The sequence below is a fragment of the Binatus sp. (SeqCode) genome (assembly GCF_050013435.1).
Classification (GTDB): domain Bacteria; phylum Desulfobacterota; class Binatia; order Binatales; family Binataceae; genus Binatus.
In genome coordinates, this window is sequence record NZ_JBEKFG010000082.1 from 1 (window position 1) to 14,940 (window position 14,940).

Here is a 14,940-nt window from a genome sequence, read left to right on the forward strand (position 1 = left end):
TGCCGAACGAAACCTGCCCGTCGATTTCCGAGATGACGGCGAATTCCTTGGGCTTGCGCGCTTCGAACAGCTCCGCGACGCGCGGCAGACCGCCGGTGATGTCCTTGGTCTTGGTGGTCTCGCGCGGAATTTTCGCGATCACGTCGCCGGGCTCGACCGCGGTGCCTTCGGGCACGTTGATATACGCGCCCACCGGCAGGAAGTAGCGCGCGACGTTGTTCGAGCTGGGGAGCTTGGCGGTCTTGCCCGAGGCGTCCTTGATCGAGATACGCGGGCGCATGTCGAGGTCCTTGAACTCGACGATAACGTTGGAGCGCGCGCCGGTTCGTTCATCGACCCGCTCCTCCATCGTTTTGCCTTCGGTGATATCGCCGTACTTAACCGTGCCGCCGACCTCGGTGATGATCGGGGTGGTGTACGGATCCCATTCCGCGATCAGCTCGCCGGGCTTGACCTTGTCCCCCTCGGCCTTGCGCAGCTTGGCGCCGTACACCAGCGGATAGCGCTCGCGTTCGCGCTCGCGGACGCGGCCGCCTTCGTCGGTGACCTGCGCCGCAATCACGACCTCGCCGTGGCGGGTCATGACGACCAGGTTGCCGTCGCGGCTCTTGACCGTGTTGACGCCATGCAGGCGCATCACGCCCTCGTTGCGGACCTCGAGCGTGGTGTCCGCGGCGCGCCGGCTGGCGGTGCCGCCGATATGGAAGGTGCGCATGGTGAGCTGCGTGCCGGGCTCGCCGATGGACTGGGCGGCGATAATTCCGATCGATTCGCCGAGGTTGACCAGATGGCCGCGGCCCAGATCGCGTCCGTAGCACTTGACGCACACGCCCTGGCGCGACTGGCAGGTCAGCACCGAGCGAATCTTGATTCGCTCGACGCCGGCCTCTTCGATGCGTTTGACCTTGTCCTCGTCGATCATCTCGTTGGCGCGCACCAGCACTTCGCTGGTGAACGCGTCGCGGATGTCTTCGAGCGCGACGCGTCCGAGCACGCGATCGCCGAGTCCCTCGATTATCTCGCCGCCTTCGACCAGCGGCGACATCTCGATTCCGTCCAGCGTGCCGCAATCGTCCTCGCTGATGATCGAGTCCTGCGCCACGTCAACCAGGCGCCGGGTCAGATAGCCGGAGTTCGCGGTCTTGAGCGCGGTGTCGGCCAGGCCCTTGCGCGCGCCGTGGGTCGAGATGAAGTACTGCAGGACCGTGAGTCCCTCGCGGAAGTTCGCGGTGATCGGAGTCTCGATAATTTCACCCGACGGCTTCGCCATCAGGCCGCGCAGTCCCGCCAGCTGGCGAATCTGCTGCTCGGAACCGCGGGCGCCCGAGTCGGCCATGATGAAGATCGGATTGAACGACGGGCCGGTTATGGTCTCGCCCTTGTCGTTCTTGCCGAAGACCTGGGTGGAGAGCCCCTTGATAACCGCGCTGCCGATTTGGTCCTGAACTTCGGCCCAGATATCGACGACCTTGTTGTAGCGCTCGCCGTCGGTGATGACGCCGTTGTTGTACTGTTGCTGAATCTCGTTGACCTGCTTCTGCGCGCCGTCGAGCAGGTGGGCCTTTTGGGGCGGAATCGTCATGTCCTTGATCGAGATCGAGATTCCCGCCTTGGTGGCGAATTCAAAGCCGATGTCCTTGAGCCGGTCGGCGAAGATAACCGTCGCCTTGTCGCCGGCGCGGCGATAGACGATGTCGATAAGGTTGCCGAGCTCCTTTTTCTTCATCGTCTTGTTGAGCTCGGTGAACGGAATCTCGGGCGGCACGATCTCGTACAACAGCACGCGGCCAACGGTGGTGGTGACGCGCTCGTAGCGCGGCATCGCGGCGGCGGCGGCTGCGGCCGCGGCGGCGCGCTCCTTGGCCTTGCCGCGAGGATGGCCGTTGGTCTCGGGCGCCGCGGGGGCGATTCCGGTGGCCAGCAGCGGCGACATCCGCACCGTGATTTTCGCGTGCAGATCGATTTCCCCGTGATCGTACGCGATTCGCACTTCCTCGACGTTGGCGAAGTTCTTGTTCTCGCCGCGCGCCAGCGGACGCTCGCGGGTCATGTAGTAAAGACCCAGCACCATGTCCTGGGTCGGCACGATGACCGGCTTGCCCGAGGCGGGCGACAGGATGTTGTTGGTGGACATCATGAGCGCGCGCGACTCGACCTGCGCCTCGATGGACAGCGGCACGTGCACCGCCATCTGATCGCCGTCGAAATCGGCGTTGTACGCCACGCATACCAGCGGATGGAGCTGAATGGCCTTGCCTTCGATCAACACCGGCTCGAACGCCTGGATGCCGAGCCGATGCAGGGTCGGTGCGCGATTGAGCAGCACCGGATGCTCGCGGATAACCTCGTCGAGGATATCCCAAACGTCCTTGCCCTCTTTCTCGACCATCTTTTTGGCGCTCTTGATGGTGGTGACGTAGCCCTTTTCTTCGAGCTTGCTGTAGATGAAGGGCTTGAACAGCTCGAGCGCCATCTTCTTGGGCAGCCCGCACTGATGCAGCCTGAGCTCGGGGCCGACCACGATGACCGAGCGGCCCGAGTAATCGACGCGCTTGCCGAGCAGGTTCTGGCGGAAGCGGCCCGACTTGCCCTTGAGCATGTCGGAGAGCGACTTGAGCGGACGCTTGGACGGTCCGGTAATCGCGCGGCCGCGCCGTCCGTTGTCAAACAATGCATCGACGGCTTCCTGGAGCATCCGCTTTTCGTTGCGGATAATGATGTCGGGGGCGTTGAGCTCGATGAGCCGCTTCAGCCGGTTGTTGCGGTTGATCACGCGGCGGTAGAGGTCGTTGAGATCCGAAGTGGCGAAGCGGCCGCCGTCCAGCGGCACCAGCGGGCGCAGGTCGGGAGGAATCACCGGCAGGATGGTGAGGATCATCCACTCGGGCTTGTTGCCCGAGTCGCGAAACGCGTTGACGACCTTCAGGCGCTTGGCAACTTTCTTGCGACGCGCCTCGCTGGCGGTCGCTTTCATCTCGATGCGCAGCTCTTCGGCCAGCTTGTCGAGCCCGAGTTGTCCCAGCAGCGACCGAACCGCCTCGGCGCCCATCTCGGCCTTGAAGCCGTCGGCGTATTGCTCGCGCGCTTCGCGATATTTGCGCTCGGTCAGCAGCTCCTTGTACTGGAGCGGGGTCTCGCCGGCATCGACTACGATGTAGCACTCGAAATAGAGGACCTTCTCGAGTTCCTTGAGGGTCATGTCGAGCAGGGTGCCGATGCGCGAGGGCAGCGAGCGCAGGAACCAGATGTGCGCGACCGGGGCGGCGAGATCGATGTGCCCCATGCGCTCGCGGCGGACCTTGGACTGAATGACTTCGACGCCGCACTTTTCGCAGACGACGCCGCGATGACGCATCCGCTTGTACTTGCCGCAGTTGCATTCGTAGTCCTTGGTCGGCCCGAAAATCTTGGCGCAGAACAGCCCGTCGCGCTCCGGCTTGAAGGTCCGGTAGTTGATAGTTTCGGGCTTTTTGACCTCGCCGTGCGACCACGAGCGGATCATTTCCGGCGACGCGATCGAAATCCGGATCGCGTTGAACGCCAGTGGATTCTTGGGCTTTTCGAAAATGCCGAAGAGATCTTCCATCTCTTTAATAACTCCCTGGCCTTAAGCCCTTTGCGGCTGCTCGAGCAGCTCCATGTTCAGGCACAGCGACTGGAGCTCCTTGACCATTACGTTGAACGACTCGGGCAGTCCGGGCTCGAGCGTGTTCTCGCCCTTGACGATCGCTTCGTACATCCGGGTTCGTCCCGCCACGTCGTCGGACTTTACCGTGAGCATCTCCTGCAGCGTGTAGGCGGCGCCGTAAGCTTCCAGCGCCCACACTTCCATTTCACCGAGCCGCTGCCCGCCGAACTGGGCCTTGCCGCCCAGCGGCTGCTGGGTAACCAGGCTGTAGGGACCGGTCGAACGGGCGTGAATCTTGTCTTCGACCAGGTGATGCAGCTTCATCATATACATGACGCCGACCGTGACCGGCTGCTCGAAGGGCAAGCCGGTGCGTCCGTCGTGCAGGGTAGCCTGTCCGGTCTCGGGCAAATCGGCGCGCTTGAGCAGCTGGAATATTTCCTCTTCGCGCGCGCCGTCGAACACGGGAGACGCCACGTGGACGCCGGCCAGCGCCTTGGCCGCGAGCTTGAAGATATCGGGCTCGGCGAGCTCGTCGATAAACTCGTGGCTTTCCTTTTCGGGGTAGATATCCTTGAGCCGCTTTTTGAGCTGCGCGGCGCTGACGCCGTTGCGCAAGTCTTCCTCGATTTTGTGGCCGAGTTCGCGCGCGGCCCATCCCAGATGCGTCTCGAGAATCTGGCCGACGTTCATGCGCGAGGGCACGCCGAGCGGATTGAGCACGATATCGACCGGGGTGCCGTCGGCCATGCACGGCATGTCTTCCTCGGGCAGGATGCGCGAGAGCACGCCCTTGTTGCCGTGGCGCCCGGCCATCTTGTCGCCGACCTGGAGGCGGCGCTTGATGGCGACGAAGACCTTGATCATCTTGATGACGCCGGGCGCCAGTTCGTCGCCGGCCTTCAAGCGCTCGAGCTTGGCGCCGTAATGATTCTGCACGGCCTCGACGTTGGCGTTCATCGCCTTGATCGCCTGCTCGGCGTCTTCCTGCGCCGATTCGTTCTCGACGCGGACCTGGCCCCATAGGGTCGGCGGCAATTCTTCGAGTTCCTCGGCGCTGAGCGTATCGCCCTTCTTGAGCAGCTCCTTGCGCTCATCGGACATGACGCGTCCGGCGAGCTTCTTGCCGGCCAGCGACTTCCTGAGCTTGCGCAGAGTTTCCTGGCGGATGATTCGGACTTCCTCGGCTTCGTCCTGCTTGAGACGTTCGGCCTCGAGCACTTCGATTTCCTGGGTGCGTTCGTCCTTGGTCACGCCGCGGCGCGAGAACACGCGGCCGTCGATAACGGTGCCTTCGACGCCCGGCGGCACGCGCAGGCTGGTGTCGCGGACCTCGCCGGCCTTTTCGCCAAAGATGGCGCGCAGCAGTTTCTCTTCGGGAGAAAGCTGGGTCTCGCCCTTGGGGGTTATCTTGCCGACCAGGATGTCCTGCGGACGGACTTCGGCGCCGATGCGGATGATGCCGCTGGTGTCGAGGTCCTTGAGCGCCTCTTCACCGACGTTGGGAATGTCACGGGTGATTTCCTCGGGTCCGAGCTTGGTGTCGCGCGCGATGCATTCGAATTCCTCGATATGCACCGAGGTGAACAGGTCTTCCTTGACCACGCGCTCGGAAATCAGGATGGAATCTTCGAAGTTGTAGCCGCCCCACGGCATGAACGCGACCAGCACGTTGCGGCCCAGCGCCAACTCGCCCATGTCGGTGGACGGTCCGTCGGCCAGCACGTCGCCGGACTTGACGCGCTCGCCCTTGACCACGATCGGTCGCTGGTTGATGCAGGTGTTCTGATTGGAGCGCTGATACTTGATGAGGTTGTAGATATCGACGCCGGCGTCGCGCAGATCCTTGCTCTGCTTGTCGGCGCGCACGACGATTCGCTCGGCATCGACGCTTTCGACGACCCCGTCGCGCTTGCCGACGACGGTAACGCCCGAGTCGCGGCCGACGGTGCCTTCCAGGCCCGTGCCGACCAAGGGCGCGTCGGGCTTGAGCAGAGGAACGGCCTGACGCTGCATGTTCGAGCCCATCAGGGCGCGGTTGGCGTCGTCGTTTTCAAGAAACGGGATCAGGGACGCGGCCACCGAGACGAGCTGGTTGGGCGACACGTCCATGTACTGCACGTCGTCGGCGCGGACCACGGTGGACTCGCCGCCGATGCGCGCGGAGACCAGCTCGGCGGTGAAGCGGCCGTGCGAATCGAGCTGGGCGTTGGCCTGCGCGATGACCTTGTCTTCCTCGTCGAGCGCGGACAGATAGACGATTCGATCGGTGACGCGATTGTTTTCGACTTCGCGGTAGGGCGTCTCGATGAAGCCGTATTCGTTGACGCGCGCATAGGTCGAGAGCGCGGCGATAAGTCCGATGTTGGGGCCCTCGGGCGTTTCGATCGGGCAGACGCGGCCGTAATGGGTCGGGTGAACGTCGCGGACCTCGAAGCCGGCGCGCTCGCGGGTCAGACCGCCCGGACCGAGCGCGGAGAGGCGGCGCTTGTGCGCGATTTCGCTGAGCGGATTGGTCTGATCCATGAACTGCGACAATTGCGAGGAGCCGAAGAACTCCTTGATCACGGCGGAAGCCGGCTTGTAGTTGACCAGCTCCTGCGGCATCAGGGTCTCGATGTCCTGCAGGCTCATCCGCTCCTTGATCGCGCGCTCCATCCGGACCAGCCCGATGCGGAACTGGTTTTCGACCAGCTCTCCGACCGCGCGCACGCGGCGATTGCCGAGATGGTCGATATCGTCAACCTGGCCGTTGCCGTTCTTGAGATCCATGAGATAGCGGACGACTTCGAGGATGTCCTCGCGGCGCAGGGTGCCCTGCTCGAGCGGCACGTCGATCTTGAGCTTGTGATTGAGCTTGAGGCGGCCGACCTTGGAGAGATCGTAGCGCTCGGCGTTGAAGAACAGGTTGTTGAAAAAGGTGGTCGCGGTTTCCTGGGTCGGCGGATCGCCGGGACGCAGGCGCCGGTAGATCTCGATGACGGCCTCTTCGGGCGTGCCGAGCTTGTCCTGGGCGAGCGTCAGGCGCAGCGGACCGCCGCCGGGCGCCTCCTCAGTGAACAGCACTTCGATTTTCTTGACGCCGTGGGCCTTGAGCTTCTCGAGGGTTTCCTCGGTGAGATCCTCGTTGGTGCCAATCAACACCTCGCCGGTGGTGGAATCGACGATATCGTGCGCGGAGACGCGGCCGACAATCTCGTCGAGTGCGATCGGAACTTCGCTGATCTTCGCCTGCTCCATCGCGCGGACGATAGCCTTGTTGAACTTGCGGCCCTCGCGCGCGAGCACGTCGCCCGACTTGGGATCCTTGACGTCGCGGCTGACCCGCGAACCGAGCAGATGGTCGGCGACGAACTGCTTGGCGTACTGCTTGGCGTCGAGGAGGATAACGTCCTTGCGATAGTAGTAGTTGAGGAGATCCTCGGTGGTCATGCCGAGCGCGCGCAGCAGGACGGTGGCGGGAAACTTGCGGCGCCGATCGATGCGGACGTAGAGCACGTCGCGCGGGTCGAATTCGAAGTCGATCCAGCTGCCGCGATACGGAATGATTCGCGCCGAGTACAAAAGCTTGCCGGTGGAATGGGTGCGGCCCTTGTCGTGCTCGAAAAATACGCCGGGCGAGCGATGCAACTGCGAGACGATGACGCGCTCGGTGCCGTTGACCATGAAGGTGCCGTTACCGGTCATCAGCGGAATCTCGCCGAAGTAAACTTCCTGCTCCTTGACGTTCTTGATGGAGCGGCGGCCGTTCTCGACGTCCCAGATGACGAGCTGAATCTTGACCTTGAGCGGCGCGGCGTAGGTCATGCCGCGCTGATGGCATTCCTCGACGTCGTACTTGGGGGTGCCGAGCTCGTAGGAGACGAACTCGAGCGACGCGGTCTCGTTGAAATCCTTGATCGGAAAGACCGACTTGAAGACCGCCTGCAGACCTACGTCGGCGCGGTCCTCGGTCGAAACGCCAACCTGCAGGAAATCGTCATACGAGCGCTTCTGAATCTCGATCAGATTCGGAATCTCGATGATCTTCTTGATCTTGCCGAAGGAACGGCGAATGCGAAGATTGCTCGTTACATGAACCTGGGCCATCAGCTACCTCACCGTGCGTGCGCCACAAACTTCGGCGCGCCGTGAAGCAATAGAGGACGCGGGCGCGGAGGTCTTCCCCGTGCCCACGGCTTCATCGATAAAGACCGTTTGAAATCCGCGCGCGCCTGGAAGTCCCGCGCCGCGTGAATTTCCCGACCCTTTGTTGTGCGTCAAAAGGAGTAAATCCTTCCTACTTCAGCTCCACGCTGCCGCCGGCGGCTTCGAGCTTCTTCTTGATCTCTTCGGCCTCGGCTTTGTTGACGCCCTCTTTGACCGCCTTCGGCGCTCCATCGACCAGGTCCTTGGCCTCCTTGAGGCCCAGCCCGGTCAATTCGCGCACGACTTTGATCACCTGGATCTTCTTGTCGCCCGAACCCGTCAGGACGACGTTGAACTCTTCTTTCTCGGGCGCCGCCGCGGCCGCACCGCCGGCTGCCGGAGCGGCAGCCGCCGCGACCGGAGCCGCAGCCGATACGCCGAGCTCGGTCTCGAGTTCCTTAACCAGCGCCGCTGCATCGATCAGGCTGAGGTTCTTCAGATAATCCTTCACCTGATCGCGGCTGAGTTGTGCTTCTGCCATGTTACCTTCTCTCCTTGTTCACGCATCCGGGGAGATGTGGGAGCGCCCCGGGATTTTTCTTTTCAGTGAAACCGCCGCGCGTGCTTTGTGCACACGAACGTCAAAAATCGCTTACCTTGTCAGCCCTCAGACGCGGGCGGCGCTGCTTGCGGCGCAGGTTCCGAAGAAGCTGCGGCCGGAGCCGCTGCGCCGGCGCCGTTCTTTTTTCCGATCGCGTCGATCACGCGCGCCAGGTACGAGCCCGGCTCGTTGAGCAGGCGGACCAACTGAGTCGCCGGCGCGTTCAACAGCCCGAGCAACTGGCCGAAAATCACCGCGCGCGACGGCAACGTCGCCAGCGCCTGGACCTCGGCGGGCGTGAGCGCCTTGCCGTCGAGCACCGCACCGCGCAGCTTGAGCTTGTCGCCCAGCGGCCCGAACGCCGCGAAGGTCTTGGCCAGCACGACCGGATCCTCGTAACTGAGGATGAGCCCGACCTGTCCGCCGAGGTTGCTGTCGAGCGCCTCGTAGGCGGTGCCCTTGATCGCGCGGCGGACCAGGGTGTTCTTGGCCACGCGCATCTCGCCGCGCACGGCGCGCAAGCGCTTGCGCATCTCGGTCGATTCGGCAGCCGTCATCCCGCGGTATTCGGACACGAGCGCGATACTGGCGCGGCCGAAACTCTGGTTGAGATCTTCGACCAGCGCGGTTTTCTCTGATTTGTTCATCTAATTATACCGATCCAGCTCCAACGAACGAAAACTTATGCGGCGGCCGCGAGCGCCTTGGGCGCCGCCTGCGCCGTATCGACGCGCACTCCCGGGCCCATCGTCGAGGAAATCGCGACGCTGCGAACGTAATTACCCTTGGCGCTGGCGGGCTTGGAGCGAACGATCGCGCCGAGGATCGCGCGCACGTTGTCGAGCAGCTTCGACTCGCCGAAACTGAGCTTGCCCACCCGCGCGTGCACGACGCCGGCCTTGTCGACGCGGTAGTCCACCTTGCCGGCCTTGATCTCGGCGACCGCCTTGGCGACGTCGAACGTGACGGTGCCGACCTTGGGATTGGGCATCAGGCCGCGGGGGCCGAGAATTTTGCCGATCCGGCCGACCTGGCCCATCATGTCGGGGGTGGCGATGACGCGGTCGAAGTCGAGCCAGTTCTCTTCCTGGATCTTCTTTATGATCTCGTCGCCGCCGACGAAGTCCGCACCCGCCTCGCGCGCCTCGCGCTCTTTCTCGCCCTTGGCGACCACCAGCACCCGCGCCACCGCGCCGGTTCCATGCGGAAGCACGATAGTGCCGCGCACGTTCTGGTCGGCCTGGCGCGGATCGACGCCGAGCCGCACCGCTATCTCGACGGTCTCGTCGAACTTGGCGAGCTTGTTATCGACGACCAGCTTGACCGCTTCTTCGAGCGTGTAGCGCTTTTCGCGATCGATCTTCTTGGCCGCTTCCTTGTATTTCTTGCCTGCCATCTTTTTTAGCCTTAATCGGTGACTTCGATGCCCATGCTGCGGGCGGTGCCCGAAACGGTATTGACGGCGGCAGCGAGGTCGGCCGCGGTCAGGTCCTTGAGCTTGGTCTTGGCGATTTCCTCGACCTGCGCGCGGGTGACCTTGCCGACCTTGTTCTTGTTGGGCATCGGCGAGCCCTTTTCGATACCCGCCGCGCGCAGCAGCAGAATCGACGCGGGCGGGCTTTTGGTGATGAAGGTGAACGAGCGGTCGGCATAGACGGTGACTACCACCGGGATGACGAGGCCCTGCATGTTCTGGGTCTGGGCGTTGAAGGCCTTGCAGAACTCCATGATATTGACGCCGCGCTGTCCGAGCGCGGGGCCCACCGGCGGCGAGGGATTGGCCGCGCCGGCCGGAATCTGCAGCTTGATCGATCCGACTACTTTCTTAGCCACTTTAAAATCGTTCCTGGTTGCTCAGTCGCGAACGCCGCTTGCACGCGCGAGCCGCGTGCCTCCGGCGAATCGGGTGTTTTTTCGTTGCTTCAGGCCTTCTCTACCTGCACAAAGTCCAGTTCGACCGGAGTTGCGCGGCCGAAGATCGAGATCAGAACGCGCACCTTGCCCTTTTCGGGCTTGACTTCCTCGACGGTGCCGTTGAAGTCCTGGAAGGGGCCGTCAACGACTTTGATCGCCTCGCCCACCTCGAACAGCACCTTGGGCTTGGGCCGCAGGGCGCCCTCTTCCATCTGCTGCTCGATCTCTTCGACCTCGGACACCGGCACTTCGGGCGGATTGGTGGAATGCCCGACGAAGCCGGTAATTTTCGGGGTGTTCTTGATGACGTGCCAGGTCTCGTCGTCGAGCACCATCTGCACGAAGATGTATCCGGGGAAAAACTTGCGGCTGGAAACCTTGCGCGCGCCGCCCTTGCCGAGTTCCTGCACGCGCTCGATAGGCACCAGCACCTTGCCGATTTTCTCTTCCTTGTGCAGCGAGCGCACCCGCTCCTCGAGCGCGGCCTTGGCCTTGTGCTCGTAGCCCGAATAGGTATGGACGACATACCATTTCATCGTGGGCTTGGCGGTCTCGGTAATCGGTTCAGTCATTTGAATGAGCAGTCTTCATCACAATGAGCAGTCTTCGTTGAGAGTCAGCAGTCTCCGCGTCCGGTCGTCAGTCCCTAGCGCAGCAGCATCTGCACGCCGCGAACCGCGAAGAAGTCGATCACTCCGAGCCACAAAGCCATCACAAACGTCAAACCCACGACCACAATCGTGGCCTGCATGGTTTCCTTGGGCGAGGGGTAATGGACCTTCGCAAGCTCCGTCCATGCTTCCGTGACGAAACTTACGCCCTGATTGAAGTAACTTTTCAGACTATCCATATTTCGTGCCTAAATCAAGAACCGCGTGATTACTTTCGGTTAAACCGCTGTCATTTTTGGCGGGCCAGCCAGGAGTCGAACCTGGAACCCTCGGATTTGGAGTCCGATGCTCTGCCAATTGGAGCTACTGACCCTCTCTTTTCAATGTACTTTCGAGCGTCGAGGCTCAGTCGACCCCGAACCCCTGTTTTCCCAATCTCCCAGCAAGCGTGAGTGGCTCACTCGAACTTGGGCGATCAAGAAATTTTGCCTTCCTTGTGCAAGGTGTGCGCGCGGCACTTCGGACAGAATTTCTTGATTGAAAATTTGTCGGTCTGCGTCTTCTTGTTCTTGGTCGTGGTGTAGTTGCGTGATTTGCAACCGTCGCACGAAAGCGAAATCAGATCTCTCATTGTCGTCCGCCTCGAAAAACTTTTCCGCCGCTTCGCCGGCGCGAATTTGGAAAGCCCACGACGGGATTCGAACCCGTGACCTCTTCCTTACCAAGGAAGTGCTCTACCGACTGAGCTACATGGGCATTCGTGCTCTGCTCAACCGGAACAATCGTTCTCCCGAAAAACCAAATTCCGTTCGCCAAAAAAACTGCCGTCGCTCCGGCCCGTCGCCGGATGGTTTTTTTTGGAGCGGGAAACGGGACTCGAACCCGCGACCCCGAGCTTGGAAGGCTCGCGCTCTACCAACTGAGCTATTCCCGCTCGTCTGCGTCGAACTCACCATTATACTGGTGGAGAGGGGAGGATTCGAACCTCCGTAGGCATAAGCCGGCAGATTTACAGTCTGCTCCCTTTGGCCACTCGGGAACCTCTCCTCCCAAGGCTATCGTGCCGACCAAGCCGATGGCGAGAATCGAACTCGCAACCACCTGATTACAAATCAGGTGCTCTACCGTTGAGCTACATCGGCAAACGACGTTAAGAGGAAAAAGCTATTCGCCGCCGCCGCAACTGTCAAGCCGAACGGCGTTTGGGGGGTCTGTTTCTTGCATCCCGGCCACCGCGGGCGGCAGGTCACATTCGACAATTGCGCGCGAAAACTGAACGTCGCTGTTCCCCAAGTAACAGCGCGATACTTGCGATTTCGGGTCTCGACGCGGACAGTGTTCGGCATGACGAAACTCAAGCCACCGACCAGCAGCGCCCTGCTCGATCTCGAATGGGCGAGGGTTTACGCCGACCGCATCAAGGGCGAACTGAAGCTGCTTGCCAAGACGCTGTCGGACCTCAACGTGCATGGAATGCATCCGCATCTCGCCAAGGGCGCTACGCTACTGAAAGCGCAGATGAAGCAAGCCAGCCAGCAGGTCGGCGGGATGAGAAAAATCGCGAGCGAGTTCGAATCCAAGTGGATGAACACAATCAAGCGAGCGCTGGCCAGGAGCTGTCCCGATCTCGCCGAGCGCAAATCGACCCGAGCCAGGCCCGCATCAAAGAAAACCGCCATGAGCAAAGCGCGGACGGCTCACCAATCTTAGGCACGAGTGCGCCGGGCGCTAACCTGGCTGCTTCGCGGCGGCGCGGCGGCGGGCGATTTCGAACAGCGCCACCGCGGCGGCGACCGACACGTTGAGCGAGCCGACCTTCCCGCGCATCGGGATGTCCACGACAAAATCCGCGCCCTTCTTCACGATATCGCGAACGCCGCGCCCCTCGGAGCCGACGATGATCGCCAGCTTGCGCGAAGTGTCGAGCGCGTAGATCGACGTATCGCCGCCCGGCGCGAGCGCCGCAGTCCAGTAGCCCGCTTCTTTCAACTGCTCGATGGTGCGCGCGACGTTGCCGCATCGCGCGATCTTCAGATGTATCCACGCGCCGGCCGACGACTTGACCGCCGCGGGCGTGATGCCCGCCGTTCGGTCCTTCGCGATGACGATCGCGCCGACGCCGGCGCCTTCCGCCGAGCGCATCAGGGCGCCCAGGTTGCGCGGATCGGTGACGCCGTCCACCAGCACGATCGGATCGGGCGCGTCGGCGAGAATCTGCTCGAGCGGGGTGTACTCGTACTCGCGCATCAGGGCCGCGATTCCCTGATGGCGGGCGGCCGGTCCCGCCAATCGCTCCAATCCGGCTTCATCGGCGAATTCGACGCGGCCGCCACCGGTTCTGACCAGATCGATCTCAGCCGCGAAGCGCCGTTCGTCGCCGGATTTCACGTAGAGCACTCGAATCGAGCCGGGCGCGGCGGCGACCAGCTCGCGGATCGGCTCGACGCCATAGACTATTTCGCGATCGTTGCCGCCGGCGCGCCGACTCTCGCGCTCGCCCGCATCCGCACGCCGATAATCGCGCGCCGGGACCGGCGCCGCAGCCGGTTTGGGATTGGGCGCGGGCGAATGGCGGCGCGGTGGAGTCGGCGCGTTGCGGTCGAAGCGTGGATTGCGGCCCTTGTCGCGAAAGTCTCTCATCGGGAGCGATACTATCAGAGCGCCGCGCAAGTAGCTGTCCCGGCCGGCGAGAAGAAAATCGAACGCCCAAGTTTCAATCGCGCGCCGGGATGTCTAAACTTGGGCGCGACCCCTTGCCGCCGGCAGGGATCGAGCCATGAGACTAGCAATTCCAGGATTTGCCATCATCGACCGCTACGTCGCGCGCGAGGTGCTGGGGCCGTTCGCGGTCGACGTCGGCCTGCTGACGTTCGCGCTGGTCACGGGCAAGTTGCTCAAGCTGATGGACATGGTCGTCAATCACGGCGTCAGCCTCGCCGAGGTGATCGGGATCGTCGGGTACATCATGCCGGCCTTTCTGGAACTCACGTTTCCGATGGCGGTACTGCTCGGAGTGTTGATGGGATTCGGGCGGATGTCGAGCGACCAGGAGATGACCGCGGCGCGCGCCTGCGGCATCAGCTTGTATCGGCTGGCGGTGCCCGTGATGCTGGTGGCGCTGTGCGTGTACGCGCTTTCGAGCTACTTCGCGTTCTCGCTGCGGCCGTGGGCGAATTCCAATCTGCGCAACAAGCTCTACGAGCTCAGCCAGACCCGGAGCAGCGCCGGGCTGAAGGAAAAAGTCTTCAACAGCAATTTCCCCGGCCTGGTCGTTTATGTCGACGAGATGTCCGATACCGATTCCAGTTTGAAGGGCGTGATGATCTCGGACGCGCGCGATCCGCACAACCAGAACACGATAATCGCCAAGCATGGGTCGATAGTGCCCGACCCTCATGACAAGTCGATCACGCTGCGGCTGTTCGACGGTTCGATCTTCGGCGCCGAGCCCGCCAACAACGTGACTCACGTGACCAGTTTCAAGACCTACGATCTCAGCGTCCGTCCCGAGGCGGGGATGGACGTGGGCGAGCAGGATCCCGGCGAGATGACGTACCCGGTACTGCGCGCCGACATCAAGGCGGCGCGCGCCAAAGGCAAACCGGACTTCGCCGCCGAGACCGAGATGGCGGGCAAGTTTACCGTCCCGTTCGCCACGATGCTGTTCGCGCTGCTGGGCATCTCGCTCGGCCTCAAACCCGCGCGCGGCGGCCATTCGGAGCGCTTCGGCGTCAGCGTCGCGCTGTTCTTTCTCTATTACTCGCTGATGCGGGTGGGCGAGACGCTGGCGCAGCGCGGCAAGCTCGACGCGTGGGTCGCGATGAGCCTCCCGGACATCGTATTCATGGCGCTGGCATTCTGGTTCTTCTATCGCGCCGCGTCCGACAAGGGCGACCAGGGCCGCGGCCCCGGCGACATCCTCTGGGATCTCGTCGAGCGCTACGAACGCAGCAGGCAGGCCGCATGAAATTTCAACCGCGCCTTTCGCCGGTGATGGACCGCTTCATCGCGGGCCAGTTCTTCGGCCCGTTCATGGTTTGCCTGGCGGCTTTCACGGC

12 protein-coding genes and 5 tRNA genes are annotated in these 14,940 nt (G+C 62.6%); 2 read left to right on the forward strand and 15 right to left on the reverse strand.

The window, feature by feature from the left end; all coding sequences use genetic code 11:
* From rpoC to ABSB13_RS14475, 14 genes are all read right to left on the reverse strand, one after another.
* Positions 1 to 3,586, reverse strand: a 3,586-nt coding sequence (rpoC, locus tag ABSB13_RS14410; protein WP_428109770.1) for a DNA-directed RNA polymerase subunit beta', incomplete at its 3' end; no start/stop codon positions are given.
* A 21-nt stretch (positions 3,587 to 3,607) separates the two neighbouring features.
* Complete coding sequence (gene rpoB, locus ABSB13_RS14415; protein ID WP_428109773.1) at positions 3,608 to 7,717, reverse strand: DNA-directed RNA polymerase subunit beta; 4,110 nt, start codon at positions 7,715 to 7,717, stop codon at positions 3,608 to 3,610.
* A gap of 190 nt (positions 7,718 to 7,907) precedes the next feature.
* Complete coding sequence (rplL, locus tag ABSB13_RS14420; RefSeq protein WP_424672625.1) at positions 7,908 to 8,297, reverse strand: 50S ribosomal protein L7/L12; 390 nt, start codon at positions 8,295 to 8,297, stop codon at positions 7,908 to 7,910.
* 119 nt (positions 8,298 to 8,416) lie between these two features.
* A complete protein-coding gene (gene rplJ / locus ABSB13_RS14425) occupies positions 8,417 to 9,004 on the reverse strand; it encodes a 50S ribosomal protein L10 (RefSeq protein WP_428109776.1) in 588 nt (195 codons plus the stop codon).
* Positions 9,005 to 9,039: 35 nt separating this feature from the next.
* Positions 9,040 to 9,753, reverse strand: coding sequence for a 50S ribosomal protein L1 (rplA, locus tag ABSB13_RS14430; protein WP_428109779.1), 714 nt, complete (start codon positions 9,751 to 9,753; stop codon positions 9,040 to 9,042).
* Positions 9,754 to 9,764: 11 nt separating this feature from the next.
* Positions 9,765 to 10,190, reverse strand: a complete 426-nt coding sequence (rplK, locus tag ABSB13_RS14435; protein ID WP_424672628.1) for a 50S ribosomal protein L11 — start codon at positions 10,188 to 10,190, stop codon at positions 9,765 to 9,767.
* A gap of 89 nt (positions 10,191 to 10,279) precedes the next feature.
* Positions 10,280 to 10,843, reverse strand: a complete 564-nt coding sequence (nusG, locus tag ABSB13_RS14440) for a transcription termination/antitermination protein NusG (RefSeq protein WP_428109782.1) — start codon at positions 10,841 to 10,843, stop codon at positions 10,280 to 10,282.
* A gap of 74 nt (positions 10,844 to 10,917) precedes the next feature.
* Positions 10,918 to 11,121, reverse strand: a complete 204-nt coding sequence (gene secE / locus ABSB13_RS14445) for a preprotein translocase subunit SecE (RefSeq protein ID WP_331961076.1) — start codon at positions 11,119 to 11,121, stop codon at positions 10,918 to 10,920.
* Positions 11,122 to 11,178: 57 nt separating this feature from the next.
* A tRNA-Trp gene (locus tag ABSB13_RS14450) sits at positions 11,179 to 11,255 on the reverse strand.
* A 102-nt stretch (positions 11,256 to 11,357) separates the two neighbouring features.
* Positions 11,358 to 11,513, reverse strand: a complete 156-nt coding sequence (gene rpmG / locus ABSB13_RS14455; protein ID WP_428109785.1) for a 50S ribosomal protein L33 — start codon at positions 11,511 to 11,513, stop codon at positions 11,358 to 11,360.
* Between the two features lie 52 nt (positions 11,514 to 11,565).
* A tRNA-Thr gene (locus tag ABSB13_RS14460) sits at positions 11,566 to 11,638 on the reverse strand.
* Between the two features lie 102 nt (positions 11,639 to 11,740).
* Positions 11,741 to 11,816, reverse strand: a tRNA-Gly gene (locus ABSB13_RS14465).
* Between the two features lie 27 nt (positions 11,817 to 11,843).
* A tRNA-Tyr gene (locus ABSB13_RS14470) sits at positions 11,844 to 11,929 on the reverse strand.
* A 23-nt stretch (positions 11,930 to 11,952) separates the two neighbouring features.
* A tRNA-Thr gene (locus tag ABSB13_RS14475) sits at positions 11,953 to 12,024 on the reverse strand.
* A gap of 202 nt (positions 12,025 to 12,226) precedes the next feature.
* Between ABSB13_RS14475 and ABSB13_RS14480 the strand changes: the two genes are divergently transcribed.
* The gene (locus tag ABSB13_RS14480; protein WP_428109787.1) at positions 12,227 to 12,592 is read left to right on the forward strand and encodes a hypothetical protein; all 366 of its coding nucleotides are present in this window, start codon (positions 12,227 to 12,229) and stop codon (positions 12,590 to 12,592) included.
* Positions 12,593 to 12,610: 18 nt separating this feature from the next.
* On the opposite strand, the gene rlmB is transcribed toward ABSB13_RS14480, so the two are convergent.
* Positions 12,611 to 13,522, reverse strand: coding sequence for a 23S rRNA (guanosine(2251)-2'-O)-methyltransferase RlmB (rlmB, locus tag ABSB13_RS14485; RefSeq protein WP_428109790.1), 912 nt, complete (start codon positions 13,520 to 13,522; stop codon positions 12,611 to 12,613).
* 136 nt (positions 13,523 to 13,658) lie between these two features.
* Between rlmB and lptF the strand changes: the two genes are divergently transcribed.
* Entirely contained in the window at positions 13,659 to 14,849 is a 1,191-nt protein-coding gene (gene lptF, locus ABSB13_RS14490) for an LPS export ABC transporter permease LptF (RefSeq protein WP_428109793.1), read from the forward strand.
* Positions 14,850 to 14,940 lie beyond the last annotated feature (91 nt).